Source organism: Paenibacillus faecalis, from assembly GCF_900289175.1.
Taxonomy (GTDB): Bacteria; Bacillota; Bacilli; order Paenibacillales; family Paenibacillaceae; genus Paenibacillus_AQ; species Paenibacillus_AQ faecalis.
This window is the reverse complement of sequence record NZ_LT985747.1, coordinates 1913369-1937799: the sequence shown is the minus strand read 5'-3', so window position 1 is coordinate 1937799 and position 24431 is coordinate 1913369. Positions and strand designations below refer to the sequence as shown.

The window sequence follows — 24431 nt, the reverse complement described above, 5'->3', positions numbered from 1 at the left end:
CAAGATGAAAATCAGTATATATACAAAGATATTTGTCATTATATTGCTCGCAGGTATGGGGCTTTATTTCTACCAAACTACTGCAGCGGAAGAGCGAAAAGTGACGGCCGTATATGTTGAAGCTTGGCAAGACTACCGGAACATTAAACTGTCTGAAAAAGGGGTTGATATCGCATATATCGCATTTGCCAAAATTAACGGAACCGACATTTATTTTCATGAGGACCCGGAAACGAATGCACAAATTAAAAAAAATGTTAAAAAGATGAAAGAGCAAAACAAGACAACCAAAATGGTATTAGCCGTTGGCGGTTATGGCGCAGATGGATTTTCCGACGCCTCACTGGACGGGAACCGTTATCAGTTCACTGAAAGCATTATCAATATGCTCAAAGAGTTGAATCTGGACGGGGTTGATATTGACTGGGAATATCCGGCATTCCATGCTTGGAATACACAAAAGGCACGGCCCGAGGATACAAAAAATTTTACAAATCTGATGAAGGAATTAAGAGAGAAACTGTACAAACTGCCTCATAAAGATAACAAAAAGTATTTGTTGACCTTCGCCTCAGGGACACAGGATTGGTACTTTGAAAATGTAGAGGTCAAAAAAGTAGAGAAATACGTCGACTTCATCAATGTCATGACCTACGACCTAACCGGAAAATGGTCGGACACAACCGGCTTCAACGCCAATTTGTACGCGGACAGTCAAGGCAAATCCCAGCACAATGTTGATGATATTATCCAGATGTATCTGGACCATGGAATCGACAGCAAAAAGCTGCTGCTTGGCATACCCGCCTATTCCTACGGCTGGGATGATGTGAAAACGGACACCAAGGAGGAGCAAAGCAGCAAGAATAGTCAAAAAAGTACACAACGTAAAAGTAATAAAGGCACTACAAGCGACCATGATGGTCAAAAAACAGCGCGAAAAAACCCGCTTTTTGCGCCCGGAAAACCGATCGACATCGATCAAGTGGATCTAAGCTACAAACAAATCGAGAAGGATTATTTGAATAAGAACGGATTTAAGCGATATTTTGACAACAAAGCCAAAGCCGCTTACCTCTATGACGGCAATACCTTTATCAGCTATGAGGATCAGGAGGCGTTAAAAGAAAAAGTCCATTATATCCAAAGTAAAAATCTCGGAGGTGCGATGGTCTGGCAGTATGCCCAGGACGCCGAAGACGGAATTGTGACATATTTGACGGAACATTTAAATAAATAAGCTGCGGCAGTATTTTAAAAAAGCCGTGTAACATGAAAAGCCGAAGATCGTGTGCGATCTTCGGCTTTATGGCTTATTAAAACAGAGGAGCACTGCCTCATAAGCCGGGTATCAAGTACCGCAAAAGGTGCGATATGGACGGCTGGATGGCTCAGGCATGGCGGCGTATTCGTCCTGTTCCGGTGTATAAGCGTAAGGCTGAGATAAAACCGCAAGCAGCTGCTTCAGGACACTATAATCTCCTTGTTCCACAGCCGCTTCGAGCGCTTCTTCAACCCGGTGGTTGCGCGGGATCACTGCTGGATTGCTGCTGCGCATCAACTGACGCGAAAGATCCCTTGATTGTTCCTGCCGCTCGAGCCTGGCCTGCCACTGTACTTGCCATTGCTCGAATTCTGGAGTATCAAACCAATCCATTTCCTCCCATCGATCCAGTGTCAATGCACGGAAAGTGTTGGTATAGTCCGCACCATGTTTCTGCATCATCGAAAGGAGGTTTTTGATCAGTCCTTCATCCTCCGCCTCCTCATTAAAAATACCAAGTTTCGCCCGCATACCTGACAGCCAGTAGCCGTGATACAAATCTGTGAATTTCGAAATCACATCCTCAGCTAGAGCGATGGCCTGATCTTCGTCTTCATGCAAAATCGGCAGCAAGGCTTCAGCCAATCTGGCAAGGTTCCATGCCGCAATATATGGCTGGTTGCCATAGGCATAGCGGCCTTGTAAATCAATGGAACTGAACACCGTCTTTGGATCGAATGCATCCATAAAAGCGCATGGGCCATAGTCGATCGTTTCACCGCTGATGGTCATATTATCGGTGTTCATCACCCCGTGTATAAAACCGACAAGCTGCCATTTGGCAATCAGCTGAGCCTGACGCTTCATCACTTCTTGCAACAAAGACAAGTAGCGGTTATCACCTGAATCAGCATCGGAATAATGTCTTTGCCAAGCATAGTCAGCCAAGGTCCGCAAATCATGAACTGAGCACCAGTTTCTGACATACTGGAAAGTGCCAACGCGCAAATGGCTCGCGGCCACACGGGTCAAAACAGCACCTGGCAAGGCGGTTTCCCGAATGACTGGCTCCCCGGTCGTCACCACAGCCAAGCTGCGGGTAGTAGGGATTCCGAGTCCATGCATAGCTTCACTGATAATATATTCACGCAGCATCGGTCCAAGGGCTGCACGGCCGTCACCCCCTCGGGAGTAGGCGGTTCTGCCCGAGCCTTTCAGCTGGACATCGAGCCGTTCGCCGCTTGGCGTTATTTGCTCGCCAAGTAAAATAGCTCGCCCGTCGCCCAGCATCGTAAAGTGTCCGAACTGGTGACCCGCATAAGCCTGAGCAAGCGGCAGAGCGCCCTCCGGTATTTCATTACCGGCAAATACTGAAGTAGCTTCGCCTGATTTCATCGCCTGAACATGAAGCCCCATGAGAGCTGCCAGCGGCTCATTCAGAAGAACCAGTTCCGGTGAGCGGACGGGGTCGGCATCTTGTCTCGTAAAGAAAGAATCCGGCAGCTCGGCATAACTGTTATCAAAGTTCCAGCCTGAAGCTGGCATTGCTTTTTTCTCGGTCATGGTACCTCCTTTTTTATAACGTTCTGATGATATCATGTGCTACTTATAATATAAACACAAGTCTCTCTTCCATAGAGTTCACTGCTGTAAAATTTATTATTCCCATTAAATCCACAGTCAGACTAGCGTTTGTTTAATATTGTCCGCGCTAGCTTCTACTTCTCGAATATAATTCATGATCAGGTGATCATCTCCTGTCATCGTTTCAATCGAGGCGCTAATCTGCTGCAAACTTGCAGACGCCTGTTCAATAATAGCCGCAAATTCGTTAGTGGAAAACTCCACATTGCCGCTGTTTTCACCGACTCTTGTTGACAGATTTTCAAATTCAATGAACTGGGCATTTAATTGGGTTAACATTTTGTTAAGCTCAACGAAGGTATGACTCACTTCACTGCCTGATACGATGCTTTGCTCCAGGCTTTGACTGCTGCTGCGCATATTTTGCTGTGCCATTTGATAAGAGCTGTTGACCTCATTTAAATTGTTAGTGATTTTAATCGTTGCCTCGTGTGTTAAATCAGCCAATTTGCGAATCTCTTCAGCTACGACCGAGAACCCGCGTCCCGCTTCTCCTGCGCGCGCCGCTTCAATGGATGCATTCAAAGCCAGCAGATTCGTCTGCGCCGTAATATCTTCAATATCATGCGCAAACTGGTTCGTTTCCTCAATGGTGCGGGATAATGCTTCAAAGCTATCGCTCAGCGAGGAGACCAGTTGTTGCAAACGATCCATTTCCTGACCAAGATCCCCCATTTTGCCAAGCCCTGTTTCAGAAAGTTTGCTAGATGTTTGGGAGTTACGGATCAATTCCTGAGAAATCGAGTTCATATTGCGCACCACATTCAGGTTGTTATGCGCATTCTCAGCAATCGCTGAAATTTGTTCACTTTGAACCTGGCTGGTCGAGGACAGCTCGTTGATGACGATCCGCATTTCATCCTTTGAATCCACACTGCCTTGCGCCTTCTCGCTAATTCCCGTGATGCTCTCCGCAAGAATGAGTATTTCTTTCTCTAGAAAGTTCTTCTGCTCCTCCTTCACTCTGGCTTCCTCTTCAGACTGCATAACCATTTCCTGCAACTTTCCAAATTGCTGTTGATTGAATTTAATGATGATGCCCAAAAGCACTCCGGTAAATATATAGACAAGTACAATGATCGCTGAATCCACTCTCAGAAAAGCATATTGCGCCACGGCCAATCGCGCATTGATAATAAGCAAACCAAGTCCCAATGCATGACCGATGCCAAATAACAACCTATTGAATTGAGAAGCAGCAAATATACTGAAAAAGAACGGAAAGACGGTCATCAATAGGTTTCCGCCCCATTCGAATACTACGAAAAAATTGTAAATATAGACTCCGACGACAATCACATATGAGAATAGATATTCTTTTCCATATCGCTTCAACAAAAAGTAAACAGCCGGATAAAAGACCATCTGAATAACAAATCCGAGTATGAGCATATCAAGCTGCTGCATAAATAGGCTGCCCATCAAAGAAATGAAGGCAAAAGCGAGAAAGGTCATCAACATCAGTCGATTCTTACGCCTGATTTCCGTCCGTTTTAATTGGTCAATGGTGTTCAAGTTCATGTTGATCCTCCTAGACTAAGTGTTTTTATGTATCCAGTAAGTGACCTTGAAAAGATCAGCATACAGGCAAAGTTGAGAATGTAGCATAAATAAACCACCTCGATCAAAAGGCGTTTTCGCTACTTAATTGCGCGATAAGACGTTGTATAACGAAGTATCGTAGGCAGGCTTGAAAAAGCACATAGCTTCTACTATCAGCTAAATAAAATAGATTTGTATATAATAAATATTTATTATAATAATTTTTCGCATCGAACCAAGCTTCCTAAAACCTCCTGCTTATAACTTTAGGACATTTTCACCCCTAAAATATCTTTATATTAAGATATATGCTACCACACTATTTTGTTTCCGTAAAGAAAACAAACGCTCAACAACGAGTGAACTAGCTTCGAGCAAATTCCTCTTGCCTGTTCGCAGTTTTTCGTGTATCATCTAAAAACGATACGTACCGTTTCGAAATTGTTCGTGGAAAGGAGTTGACCCTTATGAAAAGCCGGGCTATAAGCACGGGCATCTTTTCAATCCAGTGGTTGGTATTTCTTATTGCCAACTCACTGATGCTGCCGATCGTTATAGGGACTATATTTCAAATGTCCCCTGAAGAAACGATCGGATTGATCCAGCGCATGTTTTTTGTAGTGGGACTGTCCTCGCTGTTATCTGCCTGGTTAGGACATCGTCTGCCGATTCCTGATGGACCCGCAGGAATTTGGCTTGGCATCTTTGTCCTGATGGGCCAGCTCGCTGTATCGCAAGGTGGGAACCAGGACGAGACATTGCGGCTTCTAGAAGGCGGTATGCTCGTTACCGGTATAACGGTTATCCTTATCGGAAGTGCTAAATGGATGCAAAAGCTGCTCCGCATTTTCACCCCGCTCGTCACCGGCGTTTACTTGATTATGCTGACCCTACAGCTAAGTGGTACCTTACTCAAGGGGATGATCGGTGTCAGCGATACAGGCGCACCCGTTCTCGGAACGAGTGTAGTCATTTCTTTTTCCGTGTTTCTTCTAGTGCTCTCACTCTCCATTTGGGGAAAAGGCTGGATGAAAAGTTACGCGGTGCTCTTCGGGGTTATTGCAGGCTGGATCGCTTATGCCCTCGTCTACGGTACAGGTCAAGCGCCCGCCTCCGACTCGCTCATTAAATTCCCGCAGGTGTTCGCATGGGGGCTGCCAACGATCGATGCCGGGATGTTTGCAACAGCCATCATGGTTGCCTTTGTATTGATCTCCAGCGTTATTGCTTGTTTAGTTGCCATGCAGCAGGTGGTAGATGACTCCGGGAAAAAACAAACACCCCGAACCGGAAAAACCTCGCCGCTGGACAAAGCTGGCATCGTATCCGGCTTCAGCAATGTGCTCTCCTCTCTCTTCTCAACGATTGGAGTTGTGCCATTGTCTATCTCCGCCGGTTTCGTGCGACTGACCGGTCAGATTCGCCTGGCTCCCTATTACATTGCTTGTGCGTTGCTTATCATCATTTCGTTTATACCCGGCATCTATTCGATGCTGTCGCTGCTGCCCGCTCAAGTGGCCAATGCCGCCATGCTCGCCTCATTTGCACAAATGATCGGGATTGGCATTCGGTCCATTTTGAAGGAACCGCTGGATGAGCGGCGCATGACCATTCTAGGTTTGGCACTGTCGTTTGGAACCGGTGTAATGTTCTTGCCGCAAAGCCTGTTCTATGGACTGCCTACAATTTTCCAATATCTGCTTGGCAATGGTGTGATGGTCGGCATGCTGGTAGCCTTGCTGCTAGAGCAAACCTGGAGAGAAAAAGCTGCAAAGGCAGCGACGCTTTAATACAAAATTGGACTGTGTTACTCTAATAGCATCTACCCGTGGCTTAAGTTAGGAGATTTTATGATGACAAACAAAGTTAGAGAAAGCGCAGGGCGTCCTCGAAGTGCAGAATCCAAAGATGCGATTTTGAATGCAACTGTAGAGCTGCTTGAAAAAAACGGCTACTCCGCCTTAACGATTGAAGGAGTAGCCGCAGCTGCTGGAGTCAGCAAAGCGACCATTTATCGCTGGTGGAGCAACAAAACGATGTTAGTGATGGATGCTTTTCTGATGCTTCTTACACCACAAGTCAAGTTGAATGAAAATGCATCGGTAAGAGAAAACTTCATGAATCAGTTGAAAGGCATGGCTAAAGTATTCAATAGCACCCTTGGCCGATCCATGCTGTATGTGATTTCGGGAAGTGAGTCCGATTCTGAAGTAGTCGAGACATTCATGTCGCAATACCTGATCCCAAGAAGAACGGAAGCGAAACGCATCCTAGAGAACGGGATTGAACACGGAGAGCTTCGACCGAATATCGATTATGATATCGTGCTGGATATGATCTATGGCCCCTTATACTTTCATGTGTTAATCCATAAAAAGAAGCTTGATGATTCGTATATCGAAACGTTCATCGAATATATTTTAAAGACCGTCCAGCCTGAACAAAGTTAAAAATGAACCGGGAACTCCGGGTGAACCAAAAGATACTTAGGTGGACAGTAAAGCAAAAAGGCTGAGTACGGGAGCAAATTTCGCCATAAAAAACTGCACCTCCAATAGTTAGTTGTGTCTAACTATTGGGGTGCAGTTCACCCCTAACTCGACCTTTTTTTCTAGCGGTCATCCCATTTATAATAAATCGATGACAAGTGAATGATCACCATCGATCGTATGTGGCTCTGCAAACTGTATTGCAGTTTCGACCATTTCATACGATAAGTCCAAATCATTCATCCGAATCCGATTTATCGACCCAAGCACTTTCACAGGAAGTTTTAGCACATTCAAGTCCAGCTTACCACCTAACACTTGAATACAAATTTGCTCTGGGTTCATCTCAAATGTCCCCCAGCCCGTATCAAGCGACCAAAGAATGCGGAATGCATCCTCTGTCGATTGCACCGGATGAAATCCAATCATTCCTTCCACCATATTGTATTCAAAGCCACTAAATGCCTGCAGCAAAGAATAGCTGGCCATCGACCTTGCATAGTTGCTGCCGCACTCAATCTCATTCCAAGGATTTCTCTTTTCACCATCATAACGATCTCGAATGGCATGTACGATCGAAAGCCCTTCTTCGATCAGACCTTCCTGAATCATATGTGATGCAGCTTGATATTCAAAGCCTGTCATCGTTTCCGAATTATAGGTTAACGGAATCGTCGGCTTCTTCACCTCTTCCGGCCATGTACAGATCACAATTCCGCCCTCATCGTTCAGTGAGAACAACCTCCACGTATTCGCTTCATGCCTCATACTGGATTTGAAATTATGTTGGTATAACGATTTTAATGCTGTACGGGTTTGATCCTTGTCGAAAACCTCGCCCAATCCGCATAGATTGGCATGCCATTGAGCAACAACCTGATCGATTGCACAGCCTTCAGCGATCTGATATTTAATCTCGCCAGCTTCCTCGTTCCAATAATAGCGTACCGCTTCTTCGCCAAATGACTCGACCATCGCTTGATCCGATAAGTCGATTTGCTGCACATAATACTTGCCGTTGAATAAATGTTTATCTGCCCACTCTTTTCCCCGGATATAAATCTGTTTATATTCATCTGCAGTCTCATGTTCTCCCAGGAACGCCGCCATTTCCGCTCCAGCCTTGAGAGCCGCCAAATAAAATCCGCTCAGCCAGGAGTTAGGCCCATAAAGTTCCATATCCAAAGTGTGATGCTGTCTGCCTACAAGAACTCCCTTCTTTTCCGGGTCCCATTTATCCTCATTGCTTTCAGCCCAAGCATACTCAATCGATTGCTTGACTGCTGGCCAAACGGATCGGAGCCAATCCGAATTTCCAGATATTTTCCAATCACGATAAACCTTAATAACCCCGCCGAGTTGCCCGTCCGCACAGGCATGAAAATCACTTCGATCACGTCCGATAGGCAGCATGAGACGAAATGACATTTTCCCATCCCCGCGCTTGTTGTATTTATAATCCAGATTCCTCATGCTGCGCTCCAATCGAGGGAACAAAAAAGGAAGGGCATAGGCATAATTCCACACATGTGTACACGAGCCTTCGCAACAGCCGGTATCGTCAATACAGCCCTCGAATCCGTAAAAAGAACCGTCAGTTAAACGCAGGCTTGTCGGGGATTTGATAACAGACAAATTCGCGGAAACCGCCTCTTTTACAACGGCAGGCAGCGTTGAAGAAAACAAAGCTTCTTTAAATTTAAGGGTGTCTCCGTATAGACGGTCCCAATGATCAAATGCATATTGGGCACTTGCACTCGAATCCTCAAACAAGGTTGCATAGTAATTTTTCCAGGATTCATTTCTTACCGGGTCTGGATTCCAGTAGTTGTTCATATTCGGGAAATTCCAGCTGATCGTAAATCGGATTGTTTTCTTCTCGCCAGGCATCAGCCCTACGTGAGCAGCTAGCGACGCTGTATCTTTTCGTGTTGCAGGCGCCTCATCTTCACGATACCTTCTGTTCTTCATACGTCCAGGCTGGTTAAAATCATGCCAGAACATCTCAAGACCATCACACCACCCACCGCGGTACCAGTATTCCTGGTAACTGATCTCTTCTGCATCGGTAGCTATCGTAATATCTCCAAACTGTAGGTGCTCTGCACTATATTGATGAGATCCCAGCTTGATCATATGTAAATTTCGGGTTGACTCCCTGCTGATCTCCTTGTATCTGTAAACAATTTTCTCTGTCGGAATGGGGTTGCCAGCGGAAAGACACAAAGTATAGGTAATAGGTGCTTTCTCTGTATTGTGAATCTCCCATTCAAAAAAAGCAGCCGGGATACTTGAATCATCCTCTTGCAGTGGAATAAGCGGATTAAAAGCTCTTAATTCAATATCACCCGGAAACGAAGGTTCTCTAAACGACATGGCAGCTAATGGGAACTCTCCTTTGAATTCCACCTCTTGAAAATGAGGCATCCCTGCCATCGATTGGCTTTCCGGCCCGAATCCATATCCGCTATGCAAAGGACCCCCACGAATATGCTCTCCTACGTATGGTGCTTGCATATCTCCGTTGAGTACACGTGCATCCAGCACTTTTCCACCTTGCTCCGCCTTGACAGCAAAGTGGCTAAAACCGTTGAAGCTTCTCTTGTTCGGACGATTGAAAATTTCCCAGTCGATTAATCTTCCGTTTCCAGCCAGGCCAATGCTTCCGCTGCCTATCCCTCCAAGAGGAAAGCTGATTTCCCGCGTCTTTACGCCCTTATACACATGTTCCATATATTTAGCCCCACCTTCGAAAGTGATATACTAGAACTACATGACGTCTTCAGCATAAGAGATAAAGACATATAATGCTTTATATAATTGACCTATTTTTTTTGTAAAAAACGATTGTTATTTACTACTAAAATGATGAAAGAGGGTTCATCCCGGTGATATTAGAAGAACATACGATAACTCCCTACATCCGCATCGCAGATTATGCAATTCGTCCGCCATTTTTTCTGGGTGAACGCAACTTGCTGGATTACATCATTTTTTATGTGCAGGAAGGGTTGTTTGAAATTCAGCTGAATGGACAGCTTCATACGCTCAAAGAAGGTGATCTTTGCCTCCTTCAGCCTGGCGATATACATACCATCAAGGGTGTTACCAATACGATCAACCCGTATATACACCTTGATTTTTTCTATAATCCATTCAGGGAGAACAGTTTCGTTACACTTCCCGGTCAATTGGACATGACTCCTTTCACGGCTTACATGCAGCCGAGATTGCATGACAGCGAAATGGTCCGAATTCCCTTTAAACTAAAGACATCCCATTCTAGTAAACTGAGGGATCTTGTCTTAAAAATGATTGAATGTTGGCAGCTGCAAACCTACTTGGGGGTTCAGGAAGCGAATCAGCTTGCTCATGAATGGCTGCTCATACTGTTCAAGGAATACATGACGCCTCAGCCAGGAGCACTGCCTCACAAACCTTTCTTGAACTGGATTACGTCTTATTGTGCATTTCATATTTCCGAACCCATTAACGTTACTGATATGGCCAAAAGAGCCGGACTTTCGCCTTCGAGATTTACCGTACTGTTCAAACAGCATTTTAAGACAACACCTTATCAATATCTGTTAACATTACGAATTGAACACGCCAAGGAATTGTTAAAGGAAGGCCTTTCTATCCAAAAAGTTAGCGAATATTGCGGCTTTACAGATGTACATCACTTCTCGAAAGCGTTCAAAGCAGCAACCGGAGTAACTCCGGGGTACTACAAAAGAAACACCGTAAAGGGGATATGTGATCAAGAGTGAATCACGTAAAGGCCTAGCTCCAGTACGTTATCGTGTCAGCTACACCTAATATGAGGAAAATGACACCTGCAATCTTCTGAATCCATATTCCCCACTTTCTCGATTTTTTAAGAATAGCTGTATCGACACCCAATGCGATGTTTAATCCGATAAACAAAAGAAACGGCATCGCTGTGCCCAGAGAAAACACGGTCGGCAAAACAACTCCATAAGAGGAAGTGAACACCAGGGGCATAACCAAGCCAAAAAAAAGCCATACCATCGTTGGACAAAATCCGAATGAAAAAGCAGCCCCTAATAAAAATGCCCCCCATTTACCACCGACTCTTGTTGAAACACGTTTGAGCGATGCCGATACCCGAAAACCAAAATTACCAGGCAGTTTAATCCAGCCCAGAAAAAACAGCCCGATCAAAATAAGCAGCGGGCCTAATAACTTTCTCGCGATGACAAACAAGGGAATCATGTCCTGAGATAACCCCTGACCGAATAACCAAAACAAAGCCCCGAGCAAGCTGAAAACGGATATTTTTCCGGCCAAATACATAACCACTTCCATCCAGGAAAGCTTCTGTGTCAATTGTCGGTTACCAAAGTACATCATGGCCCCGATATTCGCTGAAATTTGACAAGGTGCTACCGACCCGATAAGCCCAAAAAATAAAACGGAAAAAAGAGCGATATTCGAGGAATAAGCCACTTCAGATAATGGACCAGCTACAGCATTCGTTATCCAGCTAAAAATCTCGTACACGAGTGATCACCGCCTTATGAAAAATGACAAAACTACAAGTAGTAGTGCTCCTATGAAAAAAAGAGAGCAGATCAGCAGCTGCCCCAAATGATCGCAATAATAAGAAATAATATCATCATCGATCCGAGAAGTGACTTACCGAAAGAAAAAGGAACCTTTAGTGTTTCATTCGGCTTAAGAACTTGCAGGATACGATAATTGATTCCTGTATTTGCAAAAGATACTGTGCCAGAAACATGACGAATATGAACGATTGAGGTTAATCTTAACAATACACTCCCCAGGTAATACGCCGTATTCATATGCTTCAATGCAAAACGGTCAGCTAACAGCTCTTTTTGTATCATAAATTGATGGCTCAATTTCTTTATAAGCGGAATATAGCCCATACTGTCCGTCATTAAAACGACCAAAAACATGAGAAGCGGGTCTCTTGCCTTGCAGTGATACCATTCGTGAAGTAAAATCGCCCTGGTTTCCTCAGCACTAAACATGTTCAGCAGGCCTGTAGAAACAATGATGCGCGGATGAAAGAGCCCCATCGACAAAGCGATAAATGCATCATCTTTGACAACGATAATTTCAGTGTCCCAATCTCGATATATATCATTAAGAGCCCTGGATTGCTGCTGATCTGTACATTGCCGAAAAACACGCGTCCATTTTATGGACAGGTATAATTGCCTTACGATTCTCATAAACATTCGCAAGACGGTGTATGCAATAACAAGATTGAATAAAAACTTTAGGATATCGTACCCGAATGAAAGCTTCTGTAATGCGGTAAGACAGTATGAAAACAGGTTCCACTGAAGAGAAACACCTGTAATTTGATGCACAACATACCATCCCATTTGCATCATTACAAAAGCCCCTATAAGTAACATGCTCGCTAAAATCAAATTCACTTTTACAGCTGGCTTCATGTTAACTCCCGTTGTCCATCTGCTTTAATTTTTCCTGCAGCTTCGAAATCAGCTTCGGGTCCGCTTCATCCAATGTATCGATCATATGCCCGACTACCAAATCTCCAAAATTCCGAATAAGACCTTGTGTTATTTCCTTTGTTTGTTCGGATAAAAATTGTTCCTTCGTTTGTACAGGTTTAAATAATGTTGTTCTTCCCCTACCTCCCTTTTCCGTTCTTTTTTGCAAAATGCCCTTTTCTAGCAGCCGATTCATCACGGTCATCACGGTATTAAAGGAGAGGGATTCTTCTTTATTTAAAATCGTCTGTACATCACGGATCGTTGACTGCTCTTTCTGCCATAGAATATCCATAATCTTGGCCTCAAGCGGACCGAAAAATTGATTCAAGCCCTGCTCATGTATGTTTAATTTTTTGATTTTCAAAGTCAATTCACCTCATAACAGTAAAAGGATGAAAAACGAGATCACCTGGCCACAGATTGTCCAAAACAACTTGAAAATAAATTAATTTTCTGAAACCCTACATAATGTAGTATATTTAGTACCTCTTGTCAATCATATCCTAAAAAACCATTTATTTCGCCTGACTACATATGAAAATGCTTGTAAGTATTACGAAACAATATTGTAACTATTATCGTTAAAGGACCCTAAACTATATATCAGACTATTGATTTATATCCTTGTTCTTCCATAACCCTGCGTTATATTATGGATATTAAGGGTAATCATACTACATAGTGTAGTTATTAATTTCAGAAAATAGAGGTGAGTATCATGCACAAAAATCCTCCCCATGATCCGAAGCATCAGAAAATGCATCACCATAAAGCTGCTCACGATCATAAGATCGACTCAGAAGATTTGCATCATGAACATCCATCCAGGGCACATGGAAAAAATCACGAGCATCATGAGCACCATGATGATAAACATGCAGGTCATCATATTGATGATTTCAAAAGAAGATTTTACATTTCGTTAATTCTTACTGTCCCTATCCTGCTCCTCTCCCCTATGATTCAAATGTTTCTTGGAGTCTCCTGGCGCTTTCCTAACGATTATATCGTGTTATTTCTTCTTTCCTCAATTGTGTTTTTCTATGGCGGAAAACCCTTTTTGGTAGGCGCTTATCGAGAACTGAAACAAAGGGAACCGGGTATGATGACATTGATCTCACTAGCCATTATTGTAGCTTACGGTTACAGTTCGCTCATTGTTTTCGGATGGACTGAGGTTGATTTCTTCTGGGAGCTGGCAACGCTGATCGTTATCATGCTGCTAGGACACTGGCTGGAAATGAAATCGATTATGGGTGCTTCGAATGCACTGGAGGAACTGATTAAACTCATCCCTTCCGAAGCTCATTTAGTTACCGAAAATGGTGAGATCAGAGATGTAAGCGTCTCCGAATTAAAACCGGAGCAAACCATCCTCATCAAGCCGGGAGAGAGAATTCCGGTTGATGGCGTCATTGTGAAGGGGCAATCCTCGCTAGATGAATCCATGCTGACAGGTGAATCCGTACCTGTTGTGAAACAGGCCGGGGATCGTATTATCGGAGGGGCTGTCAATGGCGAAGGTTCATTAACCGTTACGGTGACCAACAGTGGGGAAGAAGGTTATTTATCACAAGTCGTCTCTTTGATCAAAGAAGCCCAAGAATCTAAATCCAGAACCCAGAACCTGTCTGATCGTGCAGCCAAATGGTTGTTCTATGTCGCCTTGGGGGCAGGGATCGTAACGCTGGTTGTGTGGCTGATGCTCGGCTACAGCTTCAATTTTGCCGTGGAGCGTATGGTTACCGTTATGATCATCGCTTGTCCACACGCACTTGGTTTGGCTATTCCCCTTGTTGTATCAACGACAACATCTATAGCAGCACGTAAAGGATTATTGATTCGGAATCGAACCGCCTTTGAAGATGCCAGGAAATTGAATGCGGTCGTGTTCGATAAAACGGGTACACTTACACAAGGTAAATTTGGAATAACAGACATCCTGCCTGCAACCGATTATTCAGAAGAAGAAATTCTGTCTTTGGTTGGCTCACTCGAAGTACAATCAGAACACCCTATATCTAAAGGTATTGTGGAAGAGATGAAAAAACGCAGCATGACCATCCATGACCCGGATGCATTTGAAGCTATGACAGGTAAAGGACTGAAAGGCAAGGTTAACGGCAAAGACGTTAAAGTGGTAAGCCCTGGTTATATGAAATCGGAAAATATACACTATCCGGCTGAAGAGTTTAACACACTTTCCTCGCAAGGAAAGACGGTTGTTTTTGCTGTCATTGAGAATCAGTATGCCGGAATGATAGCTCTAGCCGATCAGGTGAGAGAAAGTGCAAAAGACGCAATAAGCAAATTGAAGGAAATCAATATTCAATCGATGATGTTGACCGGAGATAACAAAAAGGTCGCGGAATGGGTTGGAAAAAGCCTGCATCTGGATGACATATATGCCGAAGTACTTCCTCATCAAAAGGCTGAGAAAATTACAGAAATTCAGCAGGAAGGCTACAAAGTCGCTATGACAGGTGACGGGGTAAATGACGCTCCAGCGTTGGCCAAAGCAGACTTAGGCATTGCTGTAGGTGCGGGAACGGATGTCGCGATCGAAACCGCAGATATCATATTGGTCCGCAGCGACCCTGAAGATGTCGTATCCATTATCGACCTGTCCAGGAAAGCTTACAGCAAAATGATTCAAAACCTGTGGTGGGCTACAGGCTACAACATTGTTGCCATCCCCTTGGCCGCAGGCATATTGTACAGCGCAGGCATTATTTTAAATCCGGCGATCGGTGCCGTGCTCATGTCGATCAGTACCATTGTTGTAGCCATTAATGCCAAAATGCTAAGAGCTTAAAATTATAAAAGCGGCAATTCTGGATAATGCGGATATCCTGAATGCCGCTTTTATATGTAACGGTTAGGCAGAGAACTGTTCCTGCAGCGATCGGCTGAGCTCGTTCAACTTTGTAACTTCTTGATCAACCTGCTCGGCAGATTCGATCTGATTGTTGCACATCACCGTAAGCTCTTGCATCGAAGCCATACCTTGTTCAATGAATGCTGAAATCTGGTTCATCTCATCGGTTACACTGTATGTATCATCCTTAATCGCTGTCATCATCTGATTCATAGTAACCATGTAATCCAATATCCGCTGGATCATCTGCCGTACTTGTTCAAAATTAACTGCAAACGCCTCGACTTGCAAAGCGGATTGTTTCATCGCTTCTTGTCCGCTCTCCACTTGAACATAATTCAGTTCACTTTCTCGATGAATGGTCATAATAATCGCTTCAATTTCTTCCGCAGCACTGCGACTTTGATCCGACAGCTTCCGGATCTCGCTGGCAACTACAGCAAAGCCCCTGCCATGCTCCCCTGCTCTTGCCGCTTCAATGGAGGCATTAAGCGCAGGCAAATTCGTTTGATTGGCTACTTCCTGAATCATATTTACCATGCTTTGTGCCCGCACAGCCGATTCTTTTAAGGCGCTCATGCTTTCAAAAGTACCCTCGATCACCTGCAGCACTTGTTTATTTTGCTCCTTGAGTTCCTGAATCTGCTGATGACTTGACGCTACGGCTTGTTCCGTTGAGACTGCGTTGCCCTTCATATCTTCGGAGGACTCAAAAACGTTTTGAATCGCCCCGTTAATTTTTCGAAGATTTTTTTCCATATGCTCAACAGATACGACCTGCTCCCCAAGCCCTCCGCTAACTTCATCATATGCCGAGCGCATTACCTGATTCATCTTCACGTTTGCTTCAGACTTGCCAGAAACGATCGCAGATGTGGAACGGATATGATCAGACAGCGCCTCTACCTGACTAATCAGGTGGAGCGAACTTTCATCTTTGCTCTTCTTTTCCGCTTCCAACTGTGCTGTTATTTTTTCTTTAGAAATAATTTGCAAGGTCGTGGCGCTTGATGTTAATAGTAAAAACACTGCGTGAATCATTACCATAAGAAATGGATAGGACTCTGTTCCAAATACAAGTTCAGGTGTAAAAAAGTAACCGACAAGATGCTGTATGGCAAACAAAACCGTCATCATCGCAATCAGACGGATGCTTTCATAATAAGCAGCTGCAGCGATAACCATAAAGATCGAAAAGTGAAATTCCACTGCCCCCCGCCACCACTGATCATTCCCATACTCGAAAAGGTCAGCGTCAACGTGTTCATCAAGCGTAAAAAAACCATAGCCGCTGATCCTTCAATACACAAAGTTGTCAAAGGAAACCGCAGCTATGGCGTTTTATCATTTCAAGTTTTTCAAATTAATTCTGCATTAGGATTTCGAAATATTTTTAAAGGCTTCCGTTTGCTGTTTGATACCAACTTCAGTTGCAAAGCGCTCAATACTGGAAGCACCAAAAAATCCTTCAACTCCCTTGGTTCTTGAGAGCACATACTCTGCATCCTGTGGTTCCGCAATCGGTCCGCCGTGACACAAAATCATAATATCCGGGTTGATAGCTTTGCCCGCGTCACAGATCGCCTGAATTCGGTCTACACAATTATCCAGTGTAAGTGCCGTTTTCGCACCGATCGTTCCTTTTGTCGTCAGTCCCATATGTGCGACCAAAATATCGGCCCCTGCTTCAGCCATCTTTCTTGCTTGATCTACATCAAACACGTACGGGGTTGTCAACAGATCCAGTTCATGCGCTTTGCGGATCATGTCTACTTCCAGATCATAGCCCATTCCAGTCTCTTCAAGGTTTGCACGGAACACACCATCGATCAAACCGACAGTTGGAAAGTTCTGAACACCTGCGAATCCCTGATCTTTAAGCTGTTTCAAGAAAATATCCATAATCCGGAAAGGGTCTGTACCGCATACACCTGCCAGCACCGGTGTCTCCTTAACAACAGGCAATACTTCATTGCCCATCTCCATTACGATTTGGTTTGCATCACCGTATGCCATGAGACCGGCAAGCGAGCCGCGACCAGCCATACGGTAACGTCCTGAATTATAAATAATGATCAGATCCACACCACCTGCCTCGGCGCTTTTAGCGGAAATTCCGGTTCCTGCACCTGCACCCAACAGCACGTTTCCATTGGCTACCTCTGCTTTTAACTGGGCTAAAATTTCTTGTCTTGTCTTCATCGTTTTAACATCCTCCTTGATCATTCATCATCTTCAGCAAAAATTGACATACCTATTTTTCTTGCGCTTCATGTTCCTTCATCATCTCTACCAATTTTTTGGCAGCCGCAATGGCAAAAGCTTGATCATTGATGTCCGTATCGACTTCAATTAGTTCAACCTTCTGAGTATCGATGTTCTGTCTAAGTGTATTGAATAACATTTCATCCTCTTCAACACCTCTAAACGGCTGTCCTTCAACATCAAGCATAGAAACACCTTCTAAAGGAAGCATTAACACCGTTGGACCTTTGGTTTGATTCAGTTTCTCCGCAATAATCTCACCAAGCTTGCGGTTTTCCTCCACGGTAGTCCGCATTAAAGTTACGGACGGATTATGCTTATATAAATTTCGATCTTTAAAGGCCGGCGGCACGGTTTCATAAGGGCCGAAGTTAACCATGTCGAGTGCTCCGGTGGAAACGATCTGCGGAACCTTGCAGCGTCCGGCAGCTTCAAGCCGATGCGGACCAGCTGCTAACACGCCGCCCACCAGCTCATCACACCATTCGGTTGTTGTAAGATCAAGCACGCCATCAATAAAGCCGCCTTCAATCAGGCTTTCCATCGTTTTTCCGCCTGTGCCGGTAGCGTGGAATACCAGCACCTCATAACCCTGCTGTTCCAAATATTCTCTAGCGTAATTTACGCATGGTGTAGTGACACCAAACATGGTGGCAGCAACGAGCGGTTTCTTGTCCTGTGGCGGAGCCGATTCAAACTGTACCATTCCCGCCATGGCATGAACAGCGTTCGTAAATATTTTGGTAGAAAACGAGTTGAGACCCGACACGTCAACAATCGATGGAAACATCATAATATCACTAGTTCCCACATAAGGTTCCGTATTTCCCGAAGCTACGGTCGATACCATCAACTTAGGAACTCCGATTGGCAATTTCCGCATACCTGCAGTAACAATCGACGTTCCTCCCGTTCCTCCGAACGACAGAATGCCATCAAATTTGCCTTCCGCATACAATTTCGGAATGATCACTTCCATTCCTCTGGCCAGTGCATCTGTTCCAGCCGCCCGATCCTTCCTGGCAGCTATCTCATGAATATCGATGCCCGCAGCTTCTGCAATCTCGGTGTTGGATACATCCGGTGTAAACATCGGCTCAAAAACACCGCAGTGTATGGTAAATACGTTCAGGCCCAAGCTTTCAATGACAGATTTGACGTATGAAAACTCTGCACCTTTGGAATCCAATGTTCCCGCAATGGCTATTGTTTTCACGAAAAATAACCTCCTCTTCATTTAACAAGCGGTCAGGGCGCTAACAGCCCTGTCTAAAACATCTGCAGTGGTTCGTTACAACCTAATGGTACAGCGCTTTCAACGCAAAGTAATCGTATGTTTGTCCGATGTTTATGTATATTTGTCTGATGTTTGTTTACGAAAGTTTTGCGGAGTCATTCCGGTGTATTTTTTAAATGTTTTACTGAAATGAACATAGTCAGGGTAGCCGACCATCTCTGCAATTTTCGATAAAGAAAGCTTGGTATGCTTCATCACGTCCTGCGCCTTATGAATTCGATATTTCGCAAGGTATTCAGGAAACGTACAGCCGACTTCTTTATTGAACAATGCGCTCAAATGCGTGCGTGAAACATGGATCTGATCTGCAAGCTCTGTCAGAGAAATGTTGTTCATATAATGATGAGCGATATACTCCTTGACATAGCCCACATAATCATACGATTCATGGATGGCATTCAGCTTATCAATCAGCTGATGATCCTGATCGAAATAACCAGTCACTTTAAAGCGATGAGTCGTGTCAACGATCGCTTCCTCTGTCGGAATCCGCTCAAAGCTGGAACCACCGACATATCCCATTGCAGAAGTATTGTCATACATATACTGCACATCGATCGGAGTATGGACCGGCCCACCGTATACAAGTTTGATAGGATTGCGCGCGGAAGCGTCACATACCGCAAAAATTTGTCTCGCAATCTCCGCCCCTTTTTCCAGAGACCATACTTTTTTTGTACCTAACATTCCACCTGCGGTAACGCCCAAATGTGCACAAATAACGTCAGCCCCCGCATCCAGCATGAAAGCCGCCTGCTCTGCATTAAATACAAAGGCCATCGTAAATATATCCATTTCATGCGCGAGCCGGACTGCCTCTACTTCCTGAAGGAAAGAGATGCCTTCTTCCTCTAAGGCTTCACGAAATTGTCCGTCAATCAATCCGACTGTAGGGTAATTGATAATGCCCGAAAATCCACTGCTTTGAATATTCTCCAAAAACAACGGTAGTGAAATCGTAGGATCGGTTCCACAAAGTCCGAAGATGACGGGCTTATCTCCTACGACGGACAAAAGCTCACGCGAACCATATTCCAACACCATTTCATTGGAGTTCGCATACGGCATCAGCCCTGCAATAGAACCGAGGCCCATTTGTCTAAAGCGCCCTGAATTTAGCGCCAAGATAAAATCGGCTCCGCCCTTCACAGCATATTTGGCCGATATACCTGCTCCAGCTGCGACACCTATGATATGTTCTCCATTGATGGATTGTTTATGCATTTGTTCTAAAATTTGCTTTCTATATGCTGCCAAATCAATAATCCCCTTCATTCAAGTAGTGAAGATGACGTTATTTCAGAATATCGTTAAGGACACTTTAATTATAAATAAATTGAGTGCATTCACAAAATGTGAGGATTTTATTCATTACATCAGGAATACGAATACAAAAAAACACCCTGCAAGAAAAGTCTGTTGACCAATCCTGCAAGGTGCTTCACCCGCACTTCTAACAACTGTTCTGTATTTTAATTGCGGCTGGAACGGAATTTAACAAAGGATGAAACGATAAGGATGAGCAGAACGCCAAGGCATACTCCGATGCTAACCCGGTTCTGGCTGTCAACGAGAAACATAATTGCTATTACGGTTAGACAAAAGGCGGTAAACCCCGTTACATATGGAAATCCCCATACTTTAAAGCTGGGTTTTACAGGGTACTGATTGCGAAGCTTCAGCTGGGATAATGCAATACAAATCCACACGAGCATGACAACGAATCCCGGAACCGCCATCAGTATGCGGAAAAGCTGATCCTGTGCAACCAACCCCAGCAAAGAACCCGCAAGCAAAATGATCGCGCACAGCATTAACGTATTGACCGGACTGCCCTGTTTATTTGTTTTTGTCAGAAATTTGGGGGCCTCTCCAGCACTAGCCATGGAGTACAGCATTCGAGAAGCTCCGTAAATCCCTGAATTGGCCGCCGACAGTACAGCCGTAATCAGAACAAAATTCATAATATGGGCCGCACCCGAAAGTCCTGTCGCCGAAAGCACCTGTACAAAGGGACTGCTCTCCGGTCCAAGCTGATTCCACGGAATTAATCCGCAAATGATTAAAATCGGCAAAGTAAAAAACAGAATGACTCGCAAAATAAAGTTACCGACGACCTTGGGCAAAATTCGTTCTGCATTTTCCGTTTCCGTCAGTGTGAGTCCGATCAGCTCGGACCCGCCATAAGAGAACATAACGACAAGCATTGCCGAAAATATGGAGGTCCAGCCATTCGGGAAAAAGCCCCCGTAACTTGTATAGTTTTGCAGGTAAGGCCCCTGGGCACTGGGGATGATACCAAATAGTAAAGCTCCTCCAAGCAGGATAAAGATAATAATCATAGCAATTTTAATTCCAGCCAACCAAAACTCAAACTCACCAAATGTTCCTACATTCATTAAATTGACAAGAACGATAAAGGCCGCACAAGCCAGACTCAACAGCCATAGCGGCACGTCCGGGAACCAATATTGGAGGAAACTGCCTGCAGCAATCACCTCTATTACGCATACGGATAACCACATGAAACAATACATCCAGCCCATGATAAATGAGATCTTCTCCCCGAAAGCTTCGCGGACAAAATCTTTCATGTTACGGTTCGGATACACCGTCGCCATTTCCGCCATCGCTGCCATCACAACAAGCAGCAGCAGTCCTGCAAAAACGTAGGTTACAACGACCCCTGGTCCAGCCAATCCAATCGTTTCGGAACTCCCTTTAAAAATCCCTGTTCCAATAACGCCCCCCATAGCCATAAAACTGATATGTCTAGGTTTTAGTTTTTTCTGTAATGATCCTTCTGGTTGTCCCATTCCTACCCTCCTGATTTCTTTACGTCCATGACCATATTCATTTAAATGCATATCTCAGTATAACCTATTGTCAAGCTTTGTGAATATACTGGAAGTTAGCAATAGAACATGAAAAACGCTTTCTGCTGCCTGCAAAAAGCGTCTTTGCACCTTGAAGTTAAGGGGATACCATTTATAAATGATCAATACTGTTAAGGAATAAAATAATTCCGGCAATGCTCATAACCCAGGAAAGAACGGAACCCGAGCTATTGGCTAATTTCACCCGCAGCCTCTCCAATGGCTTTTGCATCAAGCGACCAAAAACAGCGTGAAGTCCAAACAGCAGCAATGGCGGAAGAATCATAATGAAATTGTATGCGACCAGTATCGGAACCCATTGAAAAATCTTCAACTGAGCTGTAGTCATAAGACCGATCGCCGCAAAATAAGGCAGTGCGGTCGCTACTTCCAGCAATGCAGTCGTAAAGCCAAGAGCAACCATTGCGCCGATGCTGCTGGATTTCGGACGGCGTGGTTCAGTCGTCTTTTTTGTAGGAACGTAAAAGCTGGCGATAAACAAAACCGCTCCGGTAATCGCCATGATCCAGCTGACCGCCCGATTTTGTAAAATGCCGGATACCGATTCAAAAATAGCATCCAGCCCCAGCATAAGTGAAGCGCCAACGAAGAAATAAAATCCGGCAACGGTAAGCAAATAGACCATTAAACGCGGTACAAGCCGATCTCTTGCTGAAAGCAGCAAGTACACGGTCACTCCAAGCATTGCCGGACTAATTGTATCTAACAGAGATAATGCTCCAACGGAGATAAGCAGTTCTGTTGTCAAGGTTTTTCCTCCTGTTCAGTACAATGTGAGTCCAATTCTCTATGTCATTTTTTCGAAAACGAATATTTAATAAGATATCCAACACCCAAACCGACAAGAACACCTGGAAATGGGTGATCAAGTAACAATCCTATACCGGCTCCTATGATGACACATGCGTAAATAACGATATCTTCCTGCTTCATCCTAAGCTCCTCCTCTCATCATTTTCCTACCCTTACTTGTTTTCTTTTGTATTGATTTGACAGGACTTTTATCAGCATACAAGATGACGTTACGTCACTTTCAAGAATATTTTGAAAAATAACTTGAAGACGACGTTACGTCATCTTTTACAATAACAACTAGCAAACCAAACATAAGAGGTGGTCAAAAAATGAAATGGACGACTTATTTTCTTTTAATGTTCGTCATGCTTTTTCTAAGTGCTTGCGGAAATGAAAACGGCGAGGGAGCTAATGGTTTACAAGAGGTTTCTCTAAATGATATCAACGTTCTTCATATCGATCATGGCAGTGTCAAATTAAATGTGGAATCGGCGGATATTGATTCGCTTGAAGCTTCCCTTCTTTATCAAAATAAGGGGCCAGGGATTGTGCTGGATAAAGGTAAACAGACATTAAAAATCGAATTAGAAAACGATATTACCCGTTTGTTTAATATCGGAAAAATGCCTCAGCTCAACATAAGGATTCCTAATGATTATAAAGGTGAGGTGCGAATTAGCGGTTCATCCGGTCATGTTGCGGGAACTGAGCTGCAAACCCATAACCTTGTAGTCAAAGGTAAAAGCGGCAATGTTTCTCTTGCTTTCGCAAAGTTCCACAGTGATATTTCTGTTTCAGTGACAAGCGGCAAAATCAAGCTGGACCTAAACGATGATAAACCGGATGTCAAATGGCATCTGCAATCCGGCAGCGGTAGCAGATCGATCACAATTCCTTTGGAGGATCACGAGCAGAGCAATAAAAAAACGACAGGGCAGTCGGGTAGCGGCACATTCGAGGTAAATCTTAAAACCGGTTCGGGAAATATAGTAGTCGAGTAGACTAAGCCGCTTTTACTACGGAACAGCGATTATAAATTGACAAATAAAAAGGGGAGCGACTCTTCGCTTCCCTTCATTTGATTAGACCGCTTCATCACTTGACTAATACCTCTCCAATCTTTAATGCTGCGTTATATTCTTCGCCTTATCGTATGCGAGGAGGAAGATATAATACCTTCCTGCCATAGCTTTCTTATGTAAACTATAATAGAATTTCTGCTATAATTCTACTGTAAGTACATATCAAAGCATTTAGGGGGAAATCATGGTTTCGATCGTTCAAATGAAACTCGAAGATTCTTACAAAATTCGTGATATCGACCGTTCAGAAACGATTAATCTGATTTACAAATGTAAGGACGGCATTCTTGAGGAAGTGAAAGCAGGACATGAATGCCCGAATTGGAGGGAAGCTGATTATCAAGAAATCATTTCACGATTCGAATATGAACTGAAAAACAACGGGACAGCTTTTGGAGCATATGATGGCGATAAATTGGTTGGATTCGGTGTCTTAGCCCATAAATTTAGGGGAAAAGAGAACAACCAACTGCAAGTCGATCTCATGTATGTTACTCAAGGATACCGAAGACAAGGAATTGGCAGCCGAATTATGGAAGAACTCAGTAAAGCGGCCGTTGAAAAAGGAGCACAGTACCTTTATATATCTTCAACGGAAACGGAATCTGCGGTAAAATTCTACTCAAGTCAAGGTTCTGCGATTACTTCAGAAATTGATAAGGAATTATTTGAAAAAGAGCCTTATGACATTCATATGCTCAAGAAGCTTTAGCAGGGACAACACTTTCCATTTGCACTTGAAGGCATGTTAACGAAACAAAACCG

Annotated in this window: 20 protein-coding genes; 7 read left to right on the top strand and 13 right to left on the bottom strand. The window is 44.1% G+C overall.

Features of this window, described 5'->3' with window-relative positions; genetic code table 11:
• Positions 1-4: 4 nt before the first annotated feature.
• Positions 5-1240 (top strand): glycoside hydrolase family 18 protein, encoded by a 1236-nt coding sequence (locus C8268_RS09285; protein ID WP_106767401.1) that lies wholly within the window; start codon positions 5-7, stop codon positions 1238-1240.
• 111 nt (positions 1241-1351) lie between these two features.
• Here the strand turns inward: C8268_RS09285 and C8268_RS09280 are convergent, their stop codons facing one another.
• Both C8268_RS09280 and C8268_RS09275 read right to left on the bottom strand, forming a co-directional pair.
• Entirely contained in the window at positions 1352-2827 is a 1476-nt protein-coding gene (locus C8268_RS09280) for a protein adenylyltransferase SelO (protein WP_106767400.1), read from the bottom strand.
• 117 nt (positions 2828-2944) lie between these two features.
• Positions 2945-4429: a methyl-accepting chemotaxis protein gene (locus tag C8268_RS09275; protein WP_106767399.1), complete on the bottom strand. Its 1485-nt coding sequence runs from the start codon at positions 4427-4429 to the stop codon at positions 2945-2947.
• A gap of 488 nt (positions 4430-4917) precedes the next feature.
• Here C8268_RS09275 and C8268_RS09270 point away from each other — a divergent pair, with 488 nt between their 5' ends.
• Together C8268_RS09270 and C8268_RS09265 are read left to right on the top strand one after the other, a co-directional pair.
• On the top strand, positions 4918-6240 hold the full coding sequence (locus C8268_RS09270) for a purine/pyrimidine permease (protein WP_106767398.1): 1323 nt from the start codon (positions 4918-4920) through the stop codon (positions 6238-6240).
• A 60-nt stretch (positions 6241-6300) separates the two neighbouring features.
• Positions 6301-6900, top strand: coding sequence for a TetR/AcrR family transcriptional regulator (locus C8268_RS09265; RefSeq protein WP_106767397.1), 600 nt, complete (start codon positions 6301-6303; stop codon positions 6898-6900).
• Positions 6901-7077: 177 nt separating this feature from the next.
• On the opposite strand, the gene C8268_RS09260 is transcribed toward C8268_RS09265, so the two are convergent.
• Positions 7078-9672: a GH116 family glycosyl-hydrolase gene (locus tag C8268_RS09260; RefSeq protein ID WP_106767396.1), complete on the bottom strand. Its 2595-nt coding sequence runs from the start codon at positions 9670-9672 to the stop codon at positions 7078-7080.
• Between the two features lie 155 nt (positions 9673-9827).
• Here C8268_RS09260 and C8268_RS09255 point away from each other — a divergent pair, with 155 nt between their 5' ends.
• Positions 9828-10709 (top strand): AraC family transcriptional regulator, encoded by an 882-nt coding sequence (locus C8268_RS09255; RefSeq protein ID WP_106767395.1) that lies wholly within the window; start codon positions 9828-9830, stop codon positions 10707-10709.
• 13 nt (positions 10710-10722) lie between these two features.
• Here C8268_RS09255 and C8268_RS09250 read toward each other — a convergent pair whose 3' ends face one another.
• The 3 genes from C8268_RS09250 to C8268_RS09240 form a co-directional block, all read right to left on the bottom strand.
• Entirely contained in the window at positions 10723-11463 is a 741-nt protein-coding gene (locus tag C8268_RS09250) for an urease accessory protein UreH domain-containing protein (RefSeq protein WP_106767394.1), read from the bottom strand.
• 71 nt (positions 11464-11534) lie between these two features.
• Positions 11535-12326, bottom strand: a complete 792-nt coding sequence (locus C8268_RS09245; protein ID WP_158702704.1) for a M56 family metallopeptidase — start codon at positions 12324-12326, stop codon at positions 11535-11537.
• Positions 12327-12390: 64 nt separating this feature from the next.
• Positions 12391-12816, bottom strand: coding sequence for a BlaI/MecI/CopY family transcriptional regulator (locus C8268_RS09240; RefSeq protein ID WP_106767392.1), 426 nt, complete (start codon positions 12814-12816; stop codon positions 12391-12393).
• 354 nt (positions 12817-13170) lie between these two features.
• Here C8268_RS09240 and C8268_RS09235 point away from each other — a divergent pair, with 354 nt between their 5' ends.
• Complete coding sequence (locus C8268_RS09235; RefSeq protein ID WP_234032718.1) at positions 13171-15267, top strand: heavy metal translocating P-type ATPase; 2097 nt, start codon at positions 13171-13173, stop codon at positions 15265-15267.
• A 63-nt stretch (positions 15268-15330) separates the two neighbouring features.
• Here C8268_RS09235 and C8268_RS09230 read toward each other — a convergent pair whose 3' ends face one another.
• The 7 genes from C8268_RS09230 to C8268_RS22945 all read right to left on the bottom strand — a co-directional run bounded on the left by C8268_RS09230 (position 15331) and on the right by C8268_RS22945 (position 22722).
• Positions 15331-16539 (bottom strand): methyl-accepting chemotaxis protein, encoded by a 1209-nt coding sequence (locus tag C8268_RS09230; protein ID WP_106767391.1) that lies wholly within the window; start codon positions 16537-16539, stop codon positions 15331-15333.
• A 165-nt stretch (positions 16540-16704) separates the two neighbouring features.
• Positions 16705-17532 carry a phosphoenolpyruvate hydrolase family protein gene (locus tag C8268_RS09225; protein ID WP_199794829.1) on the bottom strand — a complete coding sequence of 276 codons (828 nt, stop codon included), beginning with the start codon at positions 17530-17532 and terminating at the stop codon, positions 16705-16707.
• 52 nt (positions 17533-17584) lie between these two features.
• A complete protein-coding gene (locus C8268_RS09220; protein ID WP_106767389.1) occupies positions 17585-18811 on the bottom strand; it encodes a Tm-1-like ATP-binding domain-containing protein in 1227 nt (408 codons plus the stop codon).
• A 132-nt stretch (positions 18812-18943) separates the two neighbouring features.
• On the bottom strand, positions 18944-20149 hold the full coding sequence (locus C8268_RS09215) for a phosphoenolpyruvate hydrolase family protein (RefSeq protein ID WP_234032716.1): 1206 nt from the start codon (positions 20147-20149) through the stop codon (positions 18944-18946).
• A gap of 215 nt (positions 20150-20364) precedes the next feature.
• Positions 20365-21708, bottom strand: coding sequence for an amino acid permease (locus tag C8268_RS09210; RefSeq protein WP_106767387.1), 1344 nt, complete (start codon positions 21706-21708; stop codon positions 20365-20367).
• A gap of 172 nt (positions 21709-21880) precedes the next feature.
• Positions 21881-22537, bottom strand: coding sequence for a GAP family protein (locus tag C8268_RS09205; RefSeq protein WP_106767386.1), 657 nt, complete (start codon positions 22535-22537; stop codon positions 21881-21883).
• 44 nt (positions 22538-22581) lie between these two features.
• On the bottom strand, positions 22582-22722 hold the full coding sequence (locus tag C8268_RS22945; protein WP_199794828.1) for a hypothetical protein: 141 nt from the start codon (positions 22720-22722) through the stop codon (positions 22582-22584).
• A 191-nt stretch (positions 22723-22913) separates the two neighbouring features.
• On the opposite strand from C8268_RS22945, the gene C8268_RS09200 reads away from it, so the two are divergent.
• Entirely contained in the window at positions 22914-23585 is a 672-nt protein-coding gene (locus C8268_RS09200) for a DUF4097 family beta strand repeat-containing protein (RefSeq protein ID WP_106767385.1), read from the top strand.
• A gap of 265 nt (positions 23586-23850) precedes the next feature.
• A complete protein-coding gene (locus C8268_RS09195) occupies positions 23851-24378 on the top strand; it encodes a GNAT family N-acetyltransferase (RefSeq protein WP_106767384.1) in 528 nt (175 codons plus the stop codon).
• The last annotated feature ends 53 nt before the right edge of the window (positions 24379-24431 follow it).